This is a genomic window from Streptomyces sp. NPDC097619 (genome assembly GCF_040302735.1).
In the GTDB taxonomy this organism is placed as follows: Bacteria; Actinomycetota; Actinomycetes; order Streptomycetales; family Streptomycetaceae; genus Streptomyces.
The window spans coordinates 1-21,423 of the sequence record NZ_JBEOSD010000073.1 but is presented as its reverse complement, the minus strand read 5'-3'; the positions used below and the strand labels follow the sequence as shown (position 1 = coordinate 21,423).

Below are 21,423 nucleotides of genomic sequence, written 5' to 3'. Positions count from 1 at the left end.
TCCCGGGAGCGGTCCGTGGGCCGTGTGGACCGCGGGGCCCGGGGCCTCACACCGTCAGGGCGATCTTCCCGCGGGCCCCGCCGGAGACCAGCAGCTCCAGCGCCTCCGCGGCCCGCTCCAGGGGGAAGACCGCCCCGATCGACGGGGTGACCGAACCCGCCGCGACCAGCTCCGCCAGCTCCTCCAGCCCCGCCCGGTTCTGGAGGCTGACCAGCGCCGTCAGCCGCTGCCGGGTGAAGGGCGAGGTGACCAGGGCCCTGAACTGCCGGTGGAGTCCCAGCCAGTTCCCGTCGTCCTCGCCGCCCGCGACCACCAGCGTGCCGCGCGGGGTCAGCACCCGGCGGAGCCGGGCCACCGGCAGGCTGCCCGCCAGGTCGAGCACCAGGTCGTAGCGGGAGTCCACGGCGGTGACGTCCTCCCGCGTGTAGTCCAGGACCCGGTCGGCGCCCAGTGACCGCACCAACTCGGCCTTGGCGGGCCCGCAGACGGCCGTCACCTCCGCCCCGAACACCTTCGCCAGCTGCACCGCGTACGTACCCACCCCGCCCGAGGCGCCCGTGATCATGACCCGCTGCCCGGACCGCAGTCGGCCCGCCGTGCGCAGCCCCTGGAGCGCGGTCAGCCCCGACACCGCCAGCACCGCCGCCTCCTCGAAGCCCAGCCGCGCGGGCTTGGCGGCGATCCGGTCGGCGCGGGTCACGGCGTACTCCGCGAAGGAGCCGCGCGCCGTGCCGAAGACCTCGTCGCCCACCCGCCGGTCCGTGACCCCGGGGCCCACGGCCACCACGGTGCCCGCCACGTCCAGCCCGGTGGCGGGGTCGCGCGGGCGGCGCGGGCCGAGGGCGGCCCGCACGGCGTAGGGGCGGCCCGCCATCAGGTGCCAGGTCCCGCGGTCCACCCCGGCCGCCGCCACCCGCAGCAGCACCCGGCCCCGCCCGGGCACCGGTCTCGCGGCCCGGCCGTACTCCAGGACCTCCGGGCCGCCGTACCCCCGCTGGAGCACGGCCCGCATGTCCCCTGCCGCCGCCGCGTCGTTCGTGTCGGCCATGTCGGCCACCGCCCTTCCGTCGTCCCGCCCGTCCGCCGTCGCCCGTCGCGACCGCTGCCGTACTAAGTACGACGTACTTAGTACGGTACCCTGGCCGCAGGAGTCAACCCATCGGAAAGGACGGCGGAGCAGTGGCCCAGCAGGTTCCCCTCAGCAGGGCGCGGGTGCTGGAAGCGGCGATCGTGCTGGCGGACGAGGGGGGAGTGGCGGCGCTGACGATCCGCGCCCTCGCGGACCGCCTCGGGGTCAAACCGATGTCGCTCTACCACCACGTGCCCCACAAGGAGGCGATCCTCGACGGCATCGTCGACGCCGTCTTCGCCGAGATCGACCTGCCGCCCCGCGACACCGACTGGCGGTCCGCGCTGTCCGCGCGGGCGCACAGCGCCCGGGCCGCCCTGAACCGGCACCCCTGGGCCACCGGCGTGATGGAGTCCCGGTCCCACCCGGGCCCGGCCACGCTGCGCCACCACGACGCCGTGCTGGGCACCCTGCGCGGCGGCGGCTTCTCCGTGGAGCTCGCCGCGCACGCCTACTCCCTGCTGGACAGCTACGTCTACGGCTTCGCCCTGACCGAGGCCGCCCTCCCCTTCGGCCCGCAGGACGTGGAGGAGGCGGTGGGCGACCTGCTGGCCGCCTTCCCGGTGGGGGAGTACCCGCACCTCGCCGAGGTGGCGGAACAGCACGTGCTGCGTCCCGGTTACACCTACGGCGCCGAATTCGGCTACGGGCTGGAGCTGCTCCTCGACGGTCTGGAGGCCCGGCTCGCGGCCGAGCGGTCCTGATGTCGGTCCCGCCCCGGGCCCTCCGGAATCCCGGTGGGCCCGGAGCCCCCGGCGCCTACGCTGACCGCGGACACCCCGCGCTCCGCGGCTGAGCGGTCCTTCGATCGCGTGGCTCGACGAATGGATAACCTGGGAAAATGCTTACAGAAGTGACGGCGACCCGCTATGTCACACCCCTGCGGGAGGGTGGTTCGCTGCCCGGGATCGTCGAGGCCGACGACCTCGGCACGTACGTCATGAAGTTCACCGGAGCCGGGCAGGGTCGCAAGACCCTGGTCGCCGAGGTGATCTGCGGGCAGCTGGCCCGGCGGCTGGGTCTGAGGATCCCCGAACTGGTCACCATCCAGCTGGACCCCGTCATCGGTCTGGGTGAACCGGACCAGGAGGTCCAGGAGCTGCTCAAGGCCAGCGGCGGGCTCAACCTCGGCATGGACTACCTGCCGGGCTCGATCGGCTTCGACCCGCTCGCCTACACCGTGGACCCGGTCGAGGCCGGTCGCGTGGTCTGGTTCGACGCCCTGATCAACAACGTGGACCGGTCCTGGCGCAACCCCAACATGCTGGTCTGGCACGGGGAACTGTGGCTCATCGACCACGGCGCCACGATGATCTGGCACCACAACTGGAAGGGCGCCGCCGTCGCCGCGGCCAAGCCGTACAACGCCTCCGACCACGCGCTGGCCCCGGTGGGCCCGGACTACCGCGCGGCGGCGGCCGAACTGGCCCCGCTGATCACCCGTGAACTGCTGGACGGGATCGCCGCCGAGGTGCCCGACGCGTGGCTCGTCGACGAGCCCGGGTTCGATTCGCCGGACGACGTCCGCCGCGCCTATGTGGATACGCTGCTGCCGCGCGCGGCCACCATCCACGAGCGGATCTCGATGGAGGCCCCGGTCAAGGCCCCGTCCGGCCCGCCGGGCTGGCTGACCGACCACCTGGCCGAATGGCCCCACAAGAAGAAGAGCGACAGCGAGTGAGCAAGCGGGACGTGTTCGAGTACGCGCTGGTGCGCGTCGTCCCCCGGATGGAGCGCGGGGAGTGCTTCAACGCCGGTGTGATCGTGTACTGCCGGGCCAAGTCCTTCGTGGCCGCCCGGACCCACCTCGACGAGGCCAAGCTGCTGGCCCTGGACCCGGCGGCCGACGTGGCCGGGGTGCGGGCCGCGCTGGGCGCCGTCCGGGGCGTCTGCGGCGGGGGCGAGGCGGCCGGTCAGGCGGCCGGGGACGACGCCGGTCGCCGGTTCCGGTGGCTGATCGCCCCGCGCAGCACGGTGGTCCAGCCCGGCCCCGTGCACACGGGACTCACCCTCGATCCGGAGGCCGAGGTGGAGCGGCTGCTCGATCTCCTCGTGCGCTGAACCGACGGACGGCCGCGGGTCGGAGCCCTGGCAGCCGGGTGGCGTTGACACCGGGTGCCAGGGCTTCTAGCGTCTCCAGCGCTGAACCTACTAAGCGGTTGCTCACCGATGGGCGGCCGTGTCCCGAGGGCGAGGAGAACCAGCATGTCCACCACCGAGCAGCGCGTCGCGATCGTCACCGGGGCGGCCCGGGGCATCGGCGCCGCCACCGCCGTGCGCCTGGCCGCCGAGGGCCGTGCCGTCGCCGTACTCGACCTGGACGAGGCGGCGTGCAAGGACACCGTCGAGGCGATCACGGCGGCGGGCGGCACCGCGCTGGCGGTGGGCTGCGACGTGTCGGACGCGGCCGCGGTGGAGGCCGCGGTCGAGCTGGTGGCCGAGCGGCTCGGGGCGCCGGTCATCCTCGTGAACAACGCGGGCGTGCTGCGCGACAACCTCCTCTTCAAGATGAGCGAGCCCGACTGGGACACCGTCATGAACGTGCACCTGCGCGGTGCGTTCCTGATGTCGAGGGCCTGTCAGAAGCACATGGTGGCGGCCAAGTTCGGTCGGATCGTCAACCTCTCCAGCAGCTCCGCGCTGGGCAACCGCGGCCAGGCCAACTACTCCGCGGCCAAGGCCGGCCTGCAGGGCTTCACCAAGACCCTCGCGATCGAGCTGGGCAAGTTCGGCGTCACCGCCAACTCCGTCGCCCCCGGCTTCATCGTCACCGAGATGACCGCGCAGACCGCCGCCCGCGTCGGCATGGGTTTCGAGGACTTCCAGGCCGCCGCGGCCACGCAGATCCCCGTGCAGCGGGTCGGCCGCCCCGAGGACGTGGCCAACGCCATCGCCTTCTTCACCGGCGAGGCCGCCGGGTTCGTCTCCGGTCAGGTCATGTACATCGCCGGTGGCCCGCTCTCCTGACGGACCCCGCGGTACCCGAAGGACCGGAAGGCACCGGAAGCACCGGAAGGAGAGCAGGGGCATGACCGCAGCACAGGACGGGACGGCCGCCCAGGGCCCCCATGAGGCCCCCGAGGGCGGGAGGGTCGCCCTGGTCACCGGGGCGAGCCGCGGCATCGGCTACGGCATCGCGGAGGCCCTCGTGGCCCGCGGCGACCGGGTCTGCATCACCGGACGCAACGAGGAGGCCCTCAAGGAGGCCGTGGAGCGCCTCGGAGCGGACCGGGCGATGGGAGTGGCCGGGAAGGCCCATGACGAGGCCCACCAGGCCGTGGCGGTCGACCGGGCGATGGCCGCCTTCGGCCGGATCGACTTCCTCGTGAACAACGCCGGGACCAACCCGGTCTTCGGCCCGCTGGCCGACATGGACCTGGCCGTGGCCCGGAAGGTCTACGAGACCAACGTGATCTCCGCCCTCGGCTTCGCCCAGCGGGTCTGGCACGCCTGGCAGAAGGAGAACGGCGGGGCGATCGTGAACATCGCCTCGATCGCCGGGCTCTCCGCCTCGCCCTTCGTGGGCGCGTACGGCATGAGCAAGGCCGCCATGATCAACCTGACCCAGCAGCTCGCGCACGAGATGGCCCCCGTGGTGCGGGTCAACGCCATCGCGCCGGCCGTGGTGAAGACCAGGTTCGCGCAGCCGCTCTACGAGGGGCGCGAAACGGAGGCCGCGGCGGGCTACCCGCTCGGCAGATTGGGCGTTCCGGCCGATATCGGCGGTGCTGCCGCATTCCTCACGTCCACGCAAGCGGAATGGATCACCGGGCAAACGCTGGTCGTCGATGGGGGAATTTTTCTGAATGCCGGAGTCGGGTGACCGATAAACGGACAGCCGGGTGGAGAGGCCGGGGTCAAATGCATCCCTAATGGGTGCGGAACCGGTCAAGTGCCCCATGGATCCTCCCCCCTTGGATTCATGGGGCACTGCGGTATCGTTCGCCGATCCCATGGCTGATCGAGGAGCGTGCACGTGTTCAACCGGACCAGATGTCTGCAGACCGCTGCGGCCCTTGCGTCCATATCCCTGCTCGCCGGTTGCGGCCTGCTTTCGGAAGACGACGAAAAGGGCAATCAGAAGATCGTCGTCGGGACGACGAGCAAGCCCACCCACCTCGATCCAGCCGCGGCCTGGGACGGTTCCTGGGAGCTGTACCGGAACATCTACCAAACCCTTCTCAGCTTCCCGACCGGAGCGGCCAAGCCCGCTCCCGACGCGGCCCAGAACTGCGAGTTCACCGATTCCGGCAACGAGTCCTACCGCTGCACCCTGCGCAAGGGCCTGAAGTTCTCCAACGGCGAGGCCCTCGACGCCAAGGCCGTGAAGTACTCCTTCGACCGCATCCGCACCATCGCCCACAAGTACGGCCCCAAGGACCTCTTCGGCAGCCTGGACAAGGTCGAGGCCAGCGGGGACCTCACGGTGGTCTTCCACCTCAAGACCCCCGACGCCACCTTCCCCTTCGTCCTCGGCTCCCCGGCCGCCTCCCTGGTCGCGCCCAAGGACTACCCCGCCGACCGGCTGCGCACCGACGGCAAGGTCACCGGCTCCGGCCCGTACCTGCTCGACGGGTACGACGGCAAGGAGGCCCAGCTGACCCGCTACAGCGGCTACCAGGGCTTCGCGAACATCAAGAACCAGTCCGTCACGATCCGCTACTTCAAGGACTCCGACGTGATGGTCGAGTCCCTCAAGAAGAAGGACATCGACGCGATCTACCGCGGTCTGACCGCCCAGGAGATCCAGGACCTGCGCTCCTCCGCGGGCCGCAAGGCCGGCGTCCAGCTGGTGGACAACGTCGGACAGGAGATCCGCTACCTGGTCTTCAACCCCGCCGACCCGAACTCCGCCAAGAAGGAGGTCCGGGAGGCCGTCGCCCAGGTCGTGGACCGCGGCACCCTGGTCAGCAAGGTCTACCAGGGCATGGCCGAGCCCCTGTACTCGATGGTCCCCAAGGGCCTCTCGGGCCACAAGACGCCCTTCTACGACCGCTTCGGGCACCCGGACGCCGCCAAGGCCAAGAAGATCCTCCGTGAGGCGGGGATCACCGACAAGGTCGAGCTGAGCATGTACTACACGACGGACCGCTACGGTTCGTCCACCGCCGCCGAGTTCGCCGAGCTGAAGCGGCAGCTGGAGGCCAGCGGCCTGTTCAAGGTCTCGCTGCGGGGCGTGCCCTGGACCGAGTTCCAGGCGGGCTACAAGAACGGCGAGTACCCGGTCTTCGGCCGCGGTTGGTTCCCCGACTTCCCCGACGCCGACAACTTCATCGCGCCCTTCGTGGGCAAGGAGAACGCGGTCGGCACCCCGTACGAGGCCAAGGAGATCACCGACGTCCTGCTCCCCAAGTCCCGCCGCGAGAGCGACCGCGGGGCCGTGGACGAGCAGTTCGCGCGGGCCCAGGAGATCCTGGCCGAGGACGTCCGTCTGCTCCCGCTCTGGCAGGGCAAGCTGTACGTGGCCGCCGGCGAGGACATCGCGGGCGCCGAACGCGCCCTCGACCCGCAGACGGTCATGCAGATGTGGGAGCTGTACCGCAAGACCAGCTGGTAGCGGCCGTTGTCAGTGACCCCCGGTAGGTTCTACCGCAGAACGCAGCGCGCAGAACGCGGCGCGAGCGCTACCGGAGGTTGTTGACGTGACCGAGATCCTGCCCGAGTCCTGGCTCCCCGTCCTCGGCGAGGAGCCGGACAAGCCCTACTTCAGGGAACTCGTCGAGTTCGTGGAGAAGGAGCGGGCCAACGGGCCGGTGTACCCCCCGCGCGAGCAGGTCTTCGCCGCGCTGGAGGCCACCCCCTTCGAGGAGGTGAAGGTCCTGGTCCTCGGCCAGGACCCCTACCACGGCGCCGGGCAGGGCCACGGCCTGTGCTTCTCCGTGCAGCCGGGGGTGAGGACCCCGCCCTCCCTGCGCAACATCTACAAGGAGATGAACGCCGAGCTGGGCCTGCCCGTCCCCGACAACGGGTACCTGATGCCGTGGGCCCGGCAGGGCGTCCTCCTGCTGAACGCCGTCCTCACCGTCCGCGAGGCCGAGCCCAACTCGCACAAGGGCAAGGGCTGGGAGAAGTTCACCGACGCCGTGATCCGCGCCGTGTCGGCCCGCCCCGACCCGGCCGTGTTCGTGCTCTGGGGGGCCTACGCCCAGAAGAAGCTGCCCCTGATCGACGAGGAGCGGCACGTGGTGGTGAAGGGGGCCCACCCCTCCCCGCTGTCCGCGAAGAAGTTCTTCGGCTCCAAGCCCTTCACCCAGATCGACGCGGCCGTCGCCGCCCAGGGCCATGAGCCGATCGACTGGCGGATCCCCGACCTCGGCTGACGCCGCCACGCGCCTGAGCGCGATTGCCGGCCCCTCCGGATAGCGTCTTGATGATCACATCGGGTGACAGGTCCGGGAGGCCGCGGTGACGGAGCAGCAGGAGGCGTCCGGGGACGCCGTCATGACCAGGATCGGCCAAGCGGTCATGCTGCTCCATGCCGGTGACCGGGAAGAGGCCCGCAACCGCCTCGGCGCCCTGTGGGCCGAGCTCGGGGCGGACGGCGAGGGACTGCACCGCTGCACCCTGGCGCACTACCTGGCCGACGCACAGGACGATCCCGCCGACGAACTGGCCTGGGACCTGCGGGCCCTGAACGCGGCGGACGGGCTCGACGCGGAGCAGGAGGTCCCGTACGGGCCCGCCGCCCAGGTGCGGGCCTTCTACCCCTCGCTGCACCTCAACCTCGCCGCCGACTACGTGAAGCTGGACCGCCCCGAAGCGGCCCGGATCCACCTGGCCCGGGCCCGCGCCGCCACCACGGTCCTCGCGGACGACGGCTACGGCGACGGCATCCGGGCCGCCATCGCCCGGCTGGAACTGCGGGTGGCGGGTCCGCGGGGGCCCGGGGCGGGGCCCCGGCCCTTCCCCGGCCAGCACCCCTGACGGGGTTCCGGTACCGCGACGCCCGGGGCCCGGCGGCACCCGCCGCCGGGCCCCGGGCCGGTCTCACTGCCCGTAGACCCCCGAGCAGATCCGCGATTCGGGGCTGTCCTTCTTCCACTGCCCGTACCGGCGGCCCAGCGCGCACACGTCGCCCGCGTCCACCGGCACCTTCGGCAGGTCCTTGAGCTTCGGGGGCCGGGCCCCCGGCCCGGCCGGGCGCTCCTCGCGGCCGCGGTCCCCGTTCCCGCCGCGCTCGCCCTCCCCGGCGCCGCTCCGGGTCCGCTCCCGGGCGGGGGCCTCGGCGGCGGGCGGCTGCGGGTCGGCGGGCAGGTCCGCCGCGGGGATCACCGGCTCCCGAGCGCCCCGGTCCGTGCTGCCGGCCGCGGCCGCGCCCGCCGGGGCGGCCCCGGCGTCCCCCTTGCCGTCCGGCCGGTCCGGTGGCACCGCCTGGAGGGCCTCCAGGGCCGGTGCCTGCACCACCACGGGCAGGGGAGCGGCCCCGCCCCGGGGATCGTGCCGCGGCGGCTCGGCGGAGGCGGCGGGCTGCACCGCCACGGGGTTCACGTTCACACAGCCGGAGACCGCAGAGACCGCGCAGGCCACCCCGAGCAGCAGCGTCGTCGTCGTTCGGTTTCGATGCACCCGCGCAACTCTGCTGTGTGACGCCCCGGTCCGGGAAACCCGCGGCGGATATTGACCCCGCACGGGTGAGCGCTCATTCGCCGGTGACGCCGTCCAGACACTCGCGCAGCAGGTCCGCGTGGCCGTTGTGGCGGGCGTACTCCTCGATCATGTGGGTGTAGATCCAACGCAGGTTGAAGGGCTCGCCCTTGCGGCTGAGGTTCTTCGACAGGTCGTCCAGTCCGTGGGCGGCCGAGATCTCCTTGGCCCGCGCGATCTCCGTCCGCCAGGAGGACTCGGCCTCCGCCCAGGTGTGCTCCTCGGTGACGTGGAAATCGCCGTCCCGGTCCTCCTCCGTGGAGTACAGGTCGGGCAGTTTCAGGTCCTCCATCACCTCCGCGAACCACCACCGCTCCACCTCGGCCATATGGCGGACCAGACCCAGCAGGGTCAGGCCGGAGGGGGCCACGGAGGGCCGCCGGAGCTGTTCGTCGGTGAGGCCCGCGCACTTCCGGGCGAGGGTGGCCCGGTGGAAGTCCAGCCAGCCCTCCAACATCTCCCGCTCGGCGGCGGTGGTGGCGGGCGAGATGCGTTCGGTGATCGTCGTCATGACCGTCATCCTCCGCGAACACGCAGGTCCGGCACCAGGGATTAAGCTGCGGGGGACATCCAGCGGCACGCAGAGGGAGGCCCCCGGTGAAGGTCGGCTGCATCGGACTCGGAGACATCGCGCAGAAGGCGTACCTGCCGGTCCTGACCGCCCGGCCCGGGGTGGAACTGCACCTGCAGACCCGCACCCCGGCCACCCTCGACGAGGTCGGCGACCGGCACCACGTCCCCGCCGACCGCCGCCACACCGATCTCGACGGGCTGCTCGCCCAGGGCCTCGACGCGGCCTTCGTGCACGCCCCGACCGCCGTGCACCCCGAGATCGTCACCCGGCTGCTGGAGGCGGGCGTCCCCACCTACGTGGACAAGCCCCTCGCCTACACCTACGCCGAGTCCCGCCGCCTCGTGGAACTGGCCGAGGAACGCCGGGTGTCGCTCGCCGTCGGCTTCAACCGCCGCCACGCGCCCGGCTACGCCCAGTGCCTGGAAATGCCCCGCGACCTCATCGTCCTGCAGAAGAACCGCGTCGGGCTCCCCGAGGACCCCCGCACGCTGGTCCTGGACGACTTCATCCACGTCGTGGACACCCTGCGCTTCCTGCTCCCCGGCGAGGCCGACCGGATCGACGTCCGCGCCGTGGTGCGCGACGGGCTCATGCACCAGGTGGTGCTCCAGCTCGCCGGCGACGGGTTCACCGCCCTCGGCATCATGAACCGGCTCTCCGGCTCCACCGAGGAGGTCCTGGAGGTCTCCGGACAGGACACCAAGCGCGAGGTCCGCAACCTCGCCGAGATCGTCGACCACCGCGGCCAGCCCACCGTGCGCCGCCGCGGGGACTGGGTGTCCGTGGCCCGGCAGCGCGGCATCGAGCAGGTCGTGGACTCCTTCCTGGAGGCCGTCGCCGCCGGCAAGCTCCTCGATGCCCGGGACGCCCTCCTCACCCACGAACTGTGCGAGCGGATCGTGCTCACCGCCCTGGAGGACGCCCGCTGACCCCGGGCCCCGACCCGTCCCGCGCCGTGCGCCGGCCCCGCCCCGCGAGGCCCACCAGCCCCGCCGCGGCCAACGCCGACAGGGCCGCGTACACCGGCCAGGGCCCGTAGCGGACGAACAGGGTCCGGCCCGTCACGAGCGGGACCCCGTACACCGTGGCGGCCCGCGCGGAGGTGCCCAGCGGGGGGCCGGCCGGGGCCCCGGACGGCAGGTAGCCGGCGCTCTGCCCGGTGAGGGTCGCGTGCACCACCGGGCGGCCCGTCTCGGCGGCCCGCAAGGCCCCCAGGGAGGCGTGCTGGGCGGGGGCCCAACTGTCCTGGAAGGACGAGGTGGCCGACTGCACCACGATCAGGTCCGCCCCGTGGCCCGCCAGGTACCGGCTCATGTCCGGGAAGGCCGACTCGAAACAGACCAGCGGACCGATCCGGACCCCGGGCCGCCCGGGCAGCTCCATCACCACCGGCGCCGCCCCCCGCCGCCGGTCCTCGCCCGCGGCCCGGCCCACCGAGGTGGCCCAACCCAGCAGCTCCCGGGCCGGCACGTACTCCCCGAAGGGCACCAGCCGCATCTTGTCGTAACGGTCACCGGTGGGGCCCCGCCCGTCCACGAGCACGGCGCTCTTGTAGATCCCGGCGGGCCGGTCGCCCCGGGCGTCCGCGCGCGCGTCCACGTTCACCAGCAGCGGCGCCCCCACCTCCCGGGCCGCCGCGGTGAGCCGCCGCAGCAGGTCCGGACGGGCGTCCAGGTCCGCGCCCACCCCCGACTCGCCCCACACGACCAGGTCCACCCCGCGCAGGGCGGGCTGTCGCGTCAGCCGCTCCGCCTCCGTGAACCGGCGCTCGACGCTGTCCGGGCCCGCCACCACCCCCGGCTGCACCACCGCCACCCGCAGCGCGCCGTACGCACGCGGCTGCGGGGCCCACGCCCAGGCGGCAACCGTACCCGCCGCGCACACCGCGAGCCCCGCCGCACCGGCCACCGCCACCCGCGGCGACCGGGGGCCGGTCAGCAGCAGGACCAGCGCGGTGTTCACGGCCACCACCAGCAGGCCCGCCAGCCACACCCCGCCCACCGAGGCCACCCGCAGCACCGCGGGCACCTGCCACTGGCTCGCCCCCAGCAACCCCCACGGTCCACCCAGCCCCTCCCAGGACCGGGCCAGCTCCGACAACAGCCACCCCGAGGGCACCAGCACCAACGCGGCCGCCGCCCGCCGGGCCCGCGGCCGGCCGGCCAGCAGGGCCCGCACCAACAGCGCCCAGGGGATCCACAGCACGCCCAGCAGCGCCGCCAGCGGCAGCAGGAACACGTGCAGGCTCGGCAGCAGCCAGTGGTGCAGGGCCACCACCAGACCCAGCCCGCCGAGCCAGCCCTCCAGCGCGGCCCGCCGACCGGTGGGGGCCGTCCGCAGCAGCAGCATCCACGGCACCAGCGCCCCGTACGCCCACCACCACAGCGAGGGCGCCGGGAAGGCCAGGGCGGGCAGGGCACCGGCCAGGAGCGCCGCGGGCAGCCGTGCCCCGGGGCGCCGGTACCACCGGCCGGCCCCGGAGGGCGCGGCGGGGCGCGTCCCGGAGCGTCCGGTGCCCGCGGCCCCGGGATCCGTACCCGCGCCGTCCGCGCCACCGCCGTCCCCGCCACCGGGGCCCGTACCTCCGGGGTCCGTGCCGCCACCGGCGGCCGTCGGGCCGCCGGAACCCGTCAGGAATCGCATGCCGCTCCTCCCGTTCGGCTTCCAGTGTGGGGCCGGGCTCAGCCCGCCGCCGTGTGGTGCCGCCACTTCTCGTGCACCGTCACCCGGCGCAGCCGCCAGCCCTCCCAGGTCCGGGACAGCTCGAAGGTGTACCGGCCGCCCGCGATGAAGTTGGGCGCGGTGGACGGGTCCTCCGGGCCGGTCAGCCGCATGGGGTTCACGAAGTCCGCGCGGACCTCGGCCCGGTCCCCGGGGGCCCCGTCCGCGTCCTCCAGGGTGATCCGCCGGTTGACGATCAGGTGCTGGCGCACCGGGAACATCGTCATCGTCTCCGCCAACCAGTCCGCCACCGCGGGCGCGGACCCCTCGATCCCGCCCGCCTCCCGGTAGTCGGCCCGGCCGTCCCGGGTGAACAGCGCCCGGTACGCCGTCCAGTCGCCGTCGTCCACCGCCACCGCGTACCCGGTGACGACACCGTCCACCGCCAGCCGGTCCATTACCGTCGCGAGGTCCACACGCTGCGTCATCGGGTCAGTGTGGGACAGCGGACCCGCCAGGCCAAGGGGCGTGCGGGGACCGGATCCCGGTGGCCCGGTCAGTGGCCGGAACGCGCCTCGCGTTGGCGCACCACCACCAGGAAGGCGTCCGAGTCCAGGTCCATCACCACCTCCGCCGCCACCCCTTCGCGCAGCCGCTCGGCCGCGTACTCCTCCGCGGGCCAGCTGCCGCGGGGACTCCCTGCCGGGAACCGCTCCAACACCACGCGCCGCTTCATCCGGACACCCCCTGCTCGTCCTCGCCGACTTCCCGCCGCGCCCCGCTTCCCGGGGCCGGCTCCGCCAGGCACAACGACGCGGGGCCCGACCGGGAACGTGCGGACGTTCCCGGTCGGACCCCGCGGAGGGCGCCCGGTGCCCCGGTCAGCCGGCCGACTCGCCCGCGTGGGGGCTGAGCACACCGGCTCCGACCAGGATGAACAGCAGGATGCCGAGGAGGATCCGGTAGATCACGAACGGCATGAACGACTTCGTGGTGATGAACTTCATGAACCACGCGATGACCGCGTAGCCCACCACGAAGGCGATCACGGTGGCGAAGATCGTGGGACCCCAGGAGATGTGCCCCTCGCCCGCGTCCTTCAGCTCGTAGGCGCCGGAGGCGAGGACGGCGGGGATGGCCAGCAGGAAGGAGTAGCGGGCCGCCGCCTCCCGGGTGTAGCCCATGAGCAGACCGCCGGAGATGGTCGCGCCGGACCGGGAGACGCCGGGGATCAGTGCCATGGCCTGGCAGACGCCGAAGATCAGGCCGTCCCGGACGCCCAGCTCCTTGAGGGTCTTGCGCTCCCGGATGGCGCGGTGCCGGCCGCCGGTCTCGTCGCGGGCCGCGAGGCGGTCGGCGATGCCGAGCACGATGCCCATGACGATCAGGGTGGTGGCGATCAGCCGCAGGTCACGGAACGGGCCCTCGATCTGGTCCTTGAGGGTGATGCCCAGGACACCGATCGGGATGGAGCCGACGATGACCAGCCAGCCCATCTGTGCGTCGTGGTCGGAGCGCATCCGCTTGTCCCTGAGCGACCGGAACCAGGCCGAGAGGATCCGCGCGATGTCCTTGCGGAAGTAGATCAGGACGGCCGTCTCGGTGCCGATCTGGGTGATCGCGGTGAAGGCGGCTCCGGGGTCGTGCCAGCCCGCGAACGCTGCGGTCAGCCGCAGGTGGGCGCTGGAGGAGATCGGCAGGAACTCCGTGAGGCCCTGGACGAGCCCGAGGATTAGGGATTCGAACCAGCTCATGTCGGCTTGCGCTCGTCCTTAGAGAGTGATCGTCGGGGAGGTGCGGGTCAGATGCTAGGGCCCGGAGACGGCGCTCCCGACCACAGGGGTCCCGGCGGGGGTCGCGACCGCGGCGAGCCGGTGCCGCTTGCGCCATCCGACCACGGCCGCGACCAGGCCCGACACGGCGATGAAGCCGAAGGACGCCAGGAACAGCGGGGAGGTGGGCGAGGAAGCGCTGGAACCGGCGAGCACGTACGCGGCCGTGTTGGGCACCGTGCCGATGGCGGTGGCCAGGAGGAAGGGCAGCCACTTCATCTTCGAGACGGCGGCGCCGTAGTTGGCCGCGGCGAAGGGCACGCCGGGGAAGATCCGCACCGCGAGCATGGACCGGAACCCGTGCCGGCTCAGCTGTCCGTCCACGGCCGTCAGCCAGCGTCCCCGCAGGTAGGGGCGGAGCGCCCGCTGCCCGAGGACCCGGCCCAGCCCGAAGGCCGCGGCCGCCCCGAGCACGGTGCCGCCGACGGCGGCGACGAGCCCCAATTGGGAGCCGAACACGGCCCCGGCGGCGAGGTTCAGCAGCGGGCGCGGAACGAAGGCCGCGGTGCACAGTCCGTACCCCACGGCGAACAGCAGCACCGCCGGGCCCGCGGGCAGGCTCGGCTGCCAGCCCTCGGACAGCAGGCGCTGCGGCTCGTACACGAGGACGCCGGTGCCCGCCGCGGCGAGCAGCAGGACGAGCAGCGCGAGCCGAGCCCAGGGGGCGAACAGGAGAGACATCCGGGGAGACTAACCGACCCGTCCGTGTGATCGCCGTAATCCTTGCCTCATCCCGGTGAACAACAGGCGGCGGGAAAACGGCGGGACGGTGCCGCCCGGCGCGCCGCGACGCCACCGTCCCGCCGGGCGCGGATCGGCCGCCGTCCGGGCCGCGAGCCCGCGGCGGGGCGACCCGGCGGGGCCCCGCGCGGCGGACCGAACTGCCGGGAAGGCGGCGGAGCGGGCGGGCCGGAACGGAAAACAGTTCGACGGGGGGCGGCCGGGGCGGGCAGCATCGGGGCATGAGCCGGTTCGCCTTCCTCGCAGCGCCGTCCGCCGACGCGGACGCGCCGAAGGCCGTCCCGACCGGCCCCGCCGTGCCCGGCCCCACGGCCCCCCGGGCCCTCCTGCCCGCGGCGGCGACCGAATCCACGGCGTCGACCGCGGCCGTCACGGCCCCCGCGGCCACCGCGCGGCCGCTGCCCTTCGGCGGCGCACGAAGCTGACCCTTCCCGGAACGTCCGGCGGACCCCACAGGGGGAGGGTCGGCCGGATCCAGGGGTCCCGCTTCCGCTCCGCGTTCCGGGAAGGAACAGGCACAGCCATGTCCAAGACGGCCTACGTCCGCACCAAGCCCCACCTGAACATCGGCACCATGGGGCACGTCGACCACGGCAAGACCACCCTCACCGCCGCCATCACCAAGGTCCTCGCCGACCGGGGCGGCGCCTCCTACGTGCCCTTCGACCGCATCGACCGGGCCCCCGAGGAGGCCCGCCGCGGCATCACCATCAACCTCGCCCACGTCGAGTACGAGACGGAGACCCGCCACTACGCCCACGTGGACATGCCCGGCCACGCCGACTACGTGAAGAACATGGTCACCGGCGCCGCCCAGCTCGACGGGGCCGTCCTGGTCGTCTCGGCCCTCGACGGGGTCATGCCGCAGACCGCCGAGCACGTGCTCCTCGCCCGGCAGGTCGGCGTGGACCACGTCGTGGTGGCCCTCAACAAGGCCGACGCCGGGGACCCCGAGCTCACCGACCTGGTCGAGCTGGAGGTCCGCGAACTCCTCACCGCGCACGGCTACGGCGGGGACCGGGTCCCGGTGGTACGGGTCTCCGGGCTCGGCGCCCTGCGCGGGGAGCCGCGCTGGGTCGCCGCCGTGGAGGCGCTGCTCGACGCGGTGGACACCTACGTGCCCACCCCGGTGCGCTACACGGAGGCCCCGTTCCTGCTGCCGGTGGAGAACGTGCTCACCATCACCGGCCGCGGCACCGTGGTCACCGGCTCCCTGGAGCGCGGCACCGTGCGCCCCGGGGACCGGATCGAGCTCCTCGGCGGGGACGGCGTCCCCGTGCAGTCCGTCGTCACCGGACTGGAGACCTTCGGGCGCCCCATGGAGCGGGCGGAGGCCGGGGACAACTGCGCGCTGCTGCTGCGCGGGGTGCCCCGGGGCGCGGTGCGCCGCGGGCACGTGGCCGCCGCCCCCGGCAGCGTGACGCCCCGCCGGGTGTTCACCGCCCGGGTCGACCTGCTGCCGAGCCGGCGGGGCGGCCGGGCCACCCCGCTGTCCAGCGGGTACCGGCCGCAGTTCCACCTGCGCACCGCCGACCTGGCGGGGCGGGTCGAGCTGCCCGGCACCGGGACCGCGCGGCCGGGGGAGTCGGTGCTCATGACCGTGACCCTGGACCGGGCGGTCCCCCTGGAGCCCGGCCTCGGCTTCGCCATCAGGGAGGGCGGGCGGACGGTCGGGGCGGGGACGGTGACCGAGGTCCTCTGAACCGCGACGGGCCGACCCGCGCGGGTCCCGCGGCGACTCCCCGAGCCGTCGCGGGACCCCGCCGCGGACCCCTGCCGCGGGCAAGAGGGGCCCGGGGCGCCGTGGTGCCGGTCGGCCCGGTGGGACAGACTGCCGTCACCACGGGTCGGCACCGTGCCGCCCGCACGGACGGCACGGGAAAGGGGACGGCATGGGCGGGCGGACGGCACTGGTACTGGGCGGCGGCGGCCTCACCGGCATCGGGTGGGAGTGCGGGATCCTCTACGGGCTGGCGGCCGCGGGCACCGATCTCGGCACCGCCGACCTGGTGGTCGGCACCTCGGCCGGGTCCGTGGTCGGCGCCCAGCTCACCTCCGGGCTCCTCACGCCCGCCGCCCTGTACGAACGCCAGCTCGTCGACCCCGCCGGGGAGACCGCGGCCCGACTCGGTGCCGGTGTGCTCGCCCGCCACGGGCTCGCCCTGCTCCGCGCCGGCGGACCCGAGGAGTTCCGGCGCCGGGTCGGCGCCGCCGCCCTGGCCGCCCGTACCGGACCGGAGGACGACCGCCGGCGGGTGCTCGCCGCCCGCCTGGTCTCCCGGGAGTGGCCCGCTCGGCGGCTGCTCGTCACCGCCGTGTCCGCGGACACCGGGGAACTGCGCGCGTTCGACGGCTCCGACGGCGCCGGACTCCTCGACGCGGTCTGCGCCAGCTGCGCCGTACCGGGGGTGTGGCCCCCGGCCACGGTCGACGGGGCCCGCTACATCGACGGCGGGATCCGCTCCGCCGCCAACGCCGACCTCGCCGCCGGGTACGAACGCGTGGTGGTGCTCGCCCCGATGAGCCTCGGGGCCAAACACCTGACCCCGCCCCGCGCGCAGGTCGAGTCCCTGCGGGCGGCCGGCGCCCGGGTGCTGCTGATCACCCCGGACAAGGAGTCCCGCAGGGCCTTCGGGCGCAACGTCCTCGACCCGGCCCGTCGGGCCCCGGCGGCCCGCGCCGGCCTGGCCCAGGCCGCCGCCCACGCCGCGGAGGCGGCGGCCGTCTGGTCCGACTGACCGGCGGTCCCCTCCGGCCCCGGGAGCCGTCACAATGGGCGGGTGGACGAAGCGATACCGGTGATCCGTGCCGTGGCCGGGGGCACCGCCCGGCTCCTGCCCGACGTGGACCGGGACCGGGCCTGGCTGTTGACGGTGGACGGGGCGCCGCAGTCCTACGTGGACCTCGACGACCCGCTGCACCTGCAGTTCGAGTACCTGCGCCGGCTGGGGCACGTCCTCGACTGCGCGGCTCCGGAAGGCCGGCCGCTGGACCTGGTGCACCTGGGCGGCGGGGCCTGCACCCTGCCCCGCTACGCGGCGGCCACCCGGCCGGGTTCCCGGCAGCGGGTGGTGGACGCGGACGGGCCGTTGCTGGAGCTGGTCGCCGAGGCGCTGCCGCTGCCCGCCGGCTGCGGCGTCGAGGTGCACGCCGCCGATGCCCGCGCCTGGCTGGAGGCCGCCCCGGCGGGATCCGCGGATCTGCTGGTGGCGGACGTGTTCGGCGGTTCGCGGGTGCCCGCGCAGCTGACCTCCGTGGAGTACGCGCGGGAGGCGGCCCGGGTGGTCCGGACCGGCGGTCTGTACGCCGCGAACCTGGCCGACGGGGCCCCCTTCGACTTCCTCCGCTCCCAGCTGGCGAACTTCGCGGCCGCGTTCCCCTTCCAGGCGCTGGTCGCCGAGCCGGCGGTGCTGCGCGGTCGGCGGTTCGGGAACGTGCTCCTGCTCGCGGCGCACACCGCGCCCGACCTGTCGGGCCTGGCCCGCCGGTGCGCCGCCGACCCCTTCCCGGCCCGCGTCGAGGAGGGGATCGCCCTGGGCCGCCTGCGCGCCGGCGCCCGCCCGGTCCACGACGCGGAGGCGGCTCCCTCCCCGGAACCCCCCTCGGGCGCCTTCAGCCTCTGAGCGCACGGCCGGGCGGACCCCGGAAGCGACCCGATCCGGGCGTTCCCGACCACGCCGTCACGCCGTCATGCCTTCGCCCCGACCGCCGCGGCCGGGGCCGCCTCGGACGCGGCGCCGGGGGCCGTGGTGCGGGCCGGGGCGGGGCGGCGGGTGAGCCGGCGGACGTCGGGGACGGCCAGCACGGCCGCCGTCACCAGGACGACCAGGGCGGCACAGCCCCAGAGCGCGGTGGAGCGGCCCACGGCGGATTCGACGGGCCCGGCCAGTGCGGTGGCCAGCGGGACCATCGACACCGAGCCGAACCAGTCGTAGGCGGCGACCCGGGAGAACTTCTCCTCCGGGATCTCCTGGTGCATGGCGGTCATCCAGTTGACCCCGAACACCTCGATGGCGACTCCGCTGACCAGCATCACCAGGCAGAGGGCCCACACCGGCAGCGGTACCGCCAGGCCGGCCGAGGGCAGGGCCAGCGGGAACACGCACAGCGTGCCGGTGAAGAGCAGCCGGCGCGGTTTCCAGCGCATCATCAGCAGGGCGCCGCCGATGGTGCCCACGCCGAACGCGCCGAGCGCGATGCCCCAGGGGGCGGCGCCCCCCAGGTGTTCGCGGGCGACCAGGGGTCCGTACACGGACTCGGCCGCGCCGACCACGGCGACCACCACGGAGAACTGGAGCACGATGCTCCACAGCCAGGGGCGTCCGCTGAACTCCTGCCAGCCCTCGCGCAGGTCGGAGAGGAGTCCGCCGCCGGGGGCGCGGGCGGGGACGTGGCCGACGTCGAGGAAGGCCCGCAGGCCGCCGGCGAGGGCGAAGGCCACCGACTCCACGGCGAGGACCCAGCCCGGCCCGATGGCGGCGGTGAGGGCGCCGCCGAGGGCCGCGCCGCCGATGCCCGCGCCGTTGACGGACATCCGGAACAGGGCGAAGGCGCGGTTGGCCTGCTCGCCCGTGACGGTGGACAGCAGCATTCCCTCGGCCGCGGGGCTGAAGAAGGCCTGCCCGGTGCCGCCGAGGGCGGAGAGCAGCATCATGTGCCAGAGCCGGGCCTCGCCGGTCAGCACCAGCACGGCGAAGACGCCCTGGGAGACGCAGTTGAGGGCGTTGGCCGCGACCATGACACGGTGCCGCGGGATCCGGTCGGCCAGGGCGCCGCCGATCAGCAGGAACAGCACGAGCGGGAGGGTGCGGGCGGCGGCGACGAGGCCGACGTCGGCCCCGCTGCCGCCGGTCTCCAGGACGGCGAAGGCCGAGGCGACCAGGGCGCCGTGGCTGCCCAGGGTGGTGATGACGGCGGAGGTGGTCAGCAGGGTGTAGTTGCGGCCGGCCCAGGCGGGGCGGCCGGCGGTGGTACGCGGGGTCACCGGTGCACTATTCCCGGCGGGGGGCCGGTCCGCCAAATGGAATACGGACGGGAGGCCGGCCCCCGGCGGGTGCGGTTACGACGCGGTGACCAGGCGGACCGTCTTGAGGATCTTCTTGGCCTTGGTGGAGGAGTACTCGCCCTTGACCGAGTCGACGCCGAAGAAGACGAAGCTCGCGAAGTCGCCCTTGGCGGTCTTGAAGCTGAAGGCGATCGACTTGCCGTCGGTGTCGCACTTGCCGGCCTTCTTGACGCCGGCCGCCCGGGCGGTGGCGTAGTGGCCCTTCAGACCGGAGGCCGTGGTGTACGCCTTGGCCTTGGAGACCTTGACGGTGCCCTTGGGCTCCTTCTGGGCGAACCCGGCCCAGACCCAGTTGCCTGCCTCGTTGCGGACGGCCTCCTCGGTGTTCTTGGCGCCCTGTCCGCCCTTGGTGCCCGCCTCGGCGAGGCTGGTCTTCTCCGCGTAGCCGTCCTTGTCGGAGTCCTCGGTGCACCACTGTTCCTTGAGGACCGCGGTGCCGGACATGCTGACCACGGGCATGCCGTCGTTCTTCTTGGCGTCGGCGAAGCCCCGGGAGGTGCCGGAGGGGTCGACGGCCCATTCGGCGGGCACGTCGAAGGCCACCCCGTACTTGGGGTTGAAGACGACCTTCCACCCCTCCACGGTCGGCTTGAGTCCGGCGGCGCCGGCCCGCGGGTTGCCGGAGGGCGAGGCGGAGGCGGCGGGGGCCGAGGCGCTGGGCTTGCCGTCGGCGGTCGGCTTCTTGTCGTCGTCCTTCTTGTTCATGAGCAGACCGGCCGTCACCGAACCGGCCACGACCACGGCCACCGCCGCGCCGATGGCGACGATCTTGGTGGTGTTGCGGCCCTTCGGCGGCTCCGGCGGCTGCTGCCCGTAGCCCCAGGCGTCCACGGTGGGCGGCTGGGGGTACCCGTACGGGCCGGCGTTCTGGTACGCCTGCTGCGGGTGGGCCTGGCCGGCGGCCGGCTCGGCGGGCTGCTGCGGGTAGCCGTACGCGCCGGCCTGGGCCGGCGGCTGGAGCGGGTACCCGTCGGGCGCGGTGTCGGCGGGCGGCTGCTGCGGGTAGCCGTAGCCGCCGGGCTGCGGGGCGCCGGGCCGGTCCGGGGCCCCTGCCTGGTACGGGTTCGGCTGCCCCGGCTGCTGGTACGGGTTCGGCTGCCCGTTCTGCGCGTTCTGCTCGCCCCCGGGCGGCTGCTGTTCTGGCCACATGGCGAGTAACCATAAGGGGGGAGGGGTGCGGAGGCCACGGCCGCCCCCGGGCCGGCTCTGGCCAAGGCGCGCTACTCGTGGGTAACATCAGGCCCCATGAGCGCTGACCAGATGAACGTGGGCGAACTCCTCGCCGCGACCGTGCCGATGGCCCGCACGCTGAACCTGGAGTTCCTGGAGACCACCCCGGAGCGTGCCGTGGTGCGCCTGCCGGACCAGCCCGCGTACCACAACCACATCGGCGGCCCGCACGCCGGAGCGATGTTCACCCTCGCCGAGTCCGCCAGCGGCGCCATCGTGCTGGCCGCCTTCGGCGACCAGCTCTCCCGCGCCGTGCCGCTGGCCGTCAAGGCCGAGATCGGCTACAAGAAGCTGGCCAAGGGCGTGGTCACCGCCACCGCCACCCTCGGCCGCCCGGCCGCCGAGATCGTCGCCGAACTCGACGCGGGCGGCCGCCCCGAGTTCCCCGTGGCCATCAGCATCCGGCGCGAGGACGAGGCCGTCACCGGCGAGATGACCGTGGTCTGGACCCTGCAGGTGCCGTCGGCGACGTGGCGGTAGTAGTCCTGGTTGTTGTCGTGGATGAGGTTGCGTTCAAACTTGGCGTGGTTCTGAGGGAGTCCGGGGT

The 21,423-nt window shown here is 73.8% G+C and carries 24 protein-coding genes; 14 read left to right on the top strand and 10 right to left on the bottom strand.

Annotated features, from left to right (window positions below; all coding sequences use genetic code 11):
• Positions 1–46: 46 nt before the first annotated feature.
• The gene (locus ABTZ17_RS20640) at positions 47–1,048 is read right to left on the bottom strand and encodes an NAD(P)-dependent alcohol dehydrogenase (RefSeq protein WP_352197114.1); all 1,002 of its coding nucleotides are present in this window, start codon (positions 1,046–1,048) and stop codon (positions 47–49) included.
• A 131-nt stretch (positions 1,049–1,179) separates the two neighbouring features.
• On the opposite strand from ABTZ17_RS20640, the gene ABTZ17_RS20635 reads away from it, so the two are divergent.
• From ABTZ17_RS20635 to ABTZ17_RS20600, 8 genes are all read left to right on the top strand, one after another.
• Positions 1,180–1,833 carry a TetR/AcrR family transcriptional regulator gene (locus tag ABTZ17_RS20635; protein ID WP_352197113.1) on the top strand — a complete coding sequence of 218 codons (654 nt, stop codon included), beginning with the start codon at positions 1,180–1,182 and terminating at the stop codon, positions 1,831–1,833.
• A gap of 137 nt (positions 1,834–1,970) precedes the next feature.
• On the top strand, positions 1,971–2,810 hold the full coding sequence (locus ABTZ17_RS20630; RefSeq protein ID WP_352197112.1) for a HipA family kinase: 840 nt from the start codon (positions 1,971–1,973) through the stop codon (positions 2,808–2,810).
• Entirely contained in the window at positions 2,807–3,190 is a 384-nt protein-coding gene (locus ABTZ17_RS20625; protein ID WP_352197111.1) for a DUF3037 domain-containing protein, read from the top strand. The genes ABTZ17_RS20630 and ABTZ17_RS20625 overlap by 4 nt, the downstream gene beginning before the upstream one ends.
• 144 nt (positions 3,191–3,334) lie before the next feature.
• The gene (gene fabG / locus ABTZ17_RS20620; RefSeq protein WP_352197110.1) at positions 3,335–4,096 is read left to right on the top strand and encodes a 3-oxoacyl-ACP reductase FabG; all 762 of its coding nucleotides are present in this window, start codon (positions 3,335–3,337) and stop codon (positions 4,094–4,096) included.
• Between the two features lie 61 nt (positions 4,097–4,157).
• The gene (locus ABTZ17_RS20615) at positions 4,158–4,952 is read left to right on the top strand and encodes an SDR family oxidoreductase (RefSeq protein ID WP_352197109.1); all 795 of its coding nucleotides are present in this window, start codon (positions 4,158–4,160) and stop codon (positions 4,950–4,952) included.
• 153 nt (positions 4,953–5,105) lie between these two features.
• Positions 5,106–6,686, top strand: a complete 1,581-nt coding sequence (locus ABTZ17_RS20610) for an ABC transporter substrate-binding protein (protein ID WP_352197108.1) — start codon at positions 5,106–5,108, stop codon at positions 6,684–6,686.
• Positions 6,687–6,771: 85 nt separating this feature from the next.
• Complete coding sequence (locus ABTZ17_RS20605) at positions 6,772–7,449, top strand: uracil-DNA glycosylase (protein ID WP_352197107.1); 678 nt, start codon at positions 6,772–6,774, stop codon at positions 7,447–7,449.
• A gap of 85 nt (positions 7,450–7,534) precedes the next feature.
• Positions 7,535–8,053 (top strand): phosphoheptose isomerase family protein, encoded by a 519-nt coding sequence (locus ABTZ17_RS20600; RefSeq protein ID WP_352197106.1) that lies wholly within the window; start codon positions 7,535–7,537, stop codon positions 8,051–8,053.
• Between the two features lie 63 nt (positions 8,054–8,116).
• Here ABTZ17_RS20600 and ABTZ17_RS20595 read toward each other — a convergent pair whose 3' ends face one another.
• Together ABTZ17_RS20595 and ABTZ17_RS20590 are read right to left on the bottom strand one after the other, a co-directional pair.
• Positions 8,117–8,695 (bottom strand): hypothetical protein, encoded by a 579-nt coding sequence (locus tag ABTZ17_RS20595; protein ID WP_352197105.1) that lies wholly within the window; start codon positions 8,693–8,695, stop codon positions 8,117–8,119.
• 73 nt (positions 8,696–8,768) lie between these two features.
• A complete protein-coding gene (locus ABTZ17_RS20590; RefSeq protein WP_502994763.1) occupies positions 8,769–9,293 on the bottom strand; it encodes a DinB family protein in 525 nt (174 codons plus the stop codon).
• 77 nt (positions 9,294–9,370) lie between these two features.
• Between ABTZ17_RS20590 and ABTZ17_RS20585 the strand changes: the two genes are divergently transcribed.
• The gene (locus ABTZ17_RS20585) at positions 9,371–10,276 is read left to right on the top strand and encodes a Gfo/Idh/MocA family protein (protein ID WP_352197103.1); all 906 of its coding nucleotides are present in this window, start codon (positions 9,371–9,373) and stop codon (positions 10,274–10,276) included.
• Here ABTZ17_RS20585 and lnt read toward each other — a convergent pair.
• From lnt to ABTZ17_RS20560, 5 genes are all read right to left on the bottom strand, one after another.
• Positions 10,251–11,990 carry an apolipoprotein N-acyltransferase gene (lnt, locus tag ABTZ17_RS20580; protein WP_352197102.1) on the bottom strand — a complete coding sequence of 580 codons (1,740 nt, stop codon included), beginning with the start codon at positions 11,988–11,990 and terminating at the stop codon, positions 10,251–10,253. The two genes, ABTZ17_RS20585 and lnt, sit on opposite strands and share 26 nt — an antisense overlap.
• Positions 11,991–12,028: 38 nt before the next feature.
• Complete coding sequence (locus tag ABTZ17_RS20575; protein WP_352197101.1) at positions 12,029–12,496, bottom strand: nuclear transport factor 2 family protein; 468 nt, start codon at positions 12,494–12,496, stop codon at positions 12,029–12,031.
• Positions 12,497–12,564: 68 nt separating this feature from the next.
• Positions 12,565–12,744, bottom strand: coding sequence for a DUF8839 family protein (locus ABTZ17_RS20570; RefSeq protein WP_352197100.1), 180 nt, complete (start codon positions 12,742–12,744; stop codon positions 12,565–12,567).
• Between the two features lie 145 nt (positions 12,745–12,889).
• A complete protein-coding gene (locus ABTZ17_RS20565; RefSeq protein WP_352197099.1) occupies positions 12,890–13,762 on the bottom strand; it encodes an undecaprenyl-diphosphate phosphatase in 873 nt (290 codons plus the stop codon).
• Between the two features lie 54 nt (positions 13,763–13,816).
• A complete protein-coding gene (locus ABTZ17_RS20560; protein ID WP_352197098.1) occupies positions 13,817–14,521 on the bottom strand; it encodes a TVP38/TMEM64 family protein in 705 nt (234 codons plus the stop codon).
• A gap of 281 nt (positions 14,522–14,802) precedes the next feature.
• Between ABTZ17_RS20560 and ABTZ17_RS20555 the strand changes: the two genes are divergently transcribed.
• From ABTZ17_RS20555 to ABTZ17_RS20540, 4 genes are all read left to right on the top strand, one after another.
• Positions 14,803–15,006, top strand: a complete 204-nt coding sequence (locus ABTZ17_RS20555; RefSeq protein ID WP_352197097.1) for a hypothetical protein — start codon at positions 14,803–14,805, stop codon at positions 15,004–15,006.
• A gap of 98 nt (positions 15,007–15,104) precedes the next feature.
• A complete protein-coding gene (tuf, locus tag ABTZ17_RS20550; RefSeq protein ID WP_352197096.1) occupies positions 15,105–16,283 on the top strand; it encodes an elongation factor Tu in 1,179 nt (392 codons plus the stop codon).
• A gap of 190 nt (positions 16,284–16,473) precedes the next feature.
• The gene (locus tag ABTZ17_RS20545; protein WP_352197095.1) at positions 16,474–17,319 is read left to right on the top strand and encodes a patatin-like phospholipase family protein; all 846 of its coding nucleotides are present in this window, start codon (positions 16,474–16,476) and stop codon (positions 17,317–17,319) included.
• Between the two features lie 42 nt (positions 17,320–17,361).
• Positions 17,362–18,204, top strand: coding sequence for a spermidine synthase (locus tag ABTZ17_RS20540; protein WP_352197094.1), 843 nt, complete (start codon positions 17,362–17,364; stop codon positions 18,202–18,204).
• A 65-nt stretch (positions 18,205–18,269) separates the two neighbouring features.
• On the opposite strand, the gene ABTZ17_RS20535 is transcribed toward ABTZ17_RS20540, so the two are convergent.
• Together ABTZ17_RS20535 and ABTZ17_RS20530 are read right to left on the bottom strand one after the other, a co-directional pair.
• On the bottom strand, positions 18,270–19,565 hold the full coding sequence (locus tag ABTZ17_RS20535; RefSeq protein ID WP_352197093.1) for an MFS transporter: 1,296 nt from the start codon (positions 19,563–19,565) through the stop codon (positions 18,270–18,272).
• Positions 19,566–19,640: 75 nt separating this feature from the next.
• Positions 19,641–20,795, bottom strand: coding sequence for a DUF8017 domain-containing protein (locus ABTZ17_RS20530; protein ID WP_352197092.1), 1,155 nt, complete (start codon positions 20,793–20,795; stop codon positions 19,641–19,643).
• Positions 20,796–20,891: 96 nt separating this feature from the next.
• Here ABTZ17_RS20530 and ABTZ17_RS20525 point away from each other — a divergent pair, with 96 nt between their 5' ends.
• The gene (locus tag ABTZ17_RS20525; RefSeq protein WP_352197091.1) at positions 20,892–21,356 is read left to right on the top strand and encodes a DUF4442 domain-containing protein; all 465 of its coding nucleotides are present in this window, start codon (positions 20,892–20,894) and stop codon (positions 21,354–21,356) included.
• Positions 21,357–21,423: the final 67 nt, after the last annotated feature.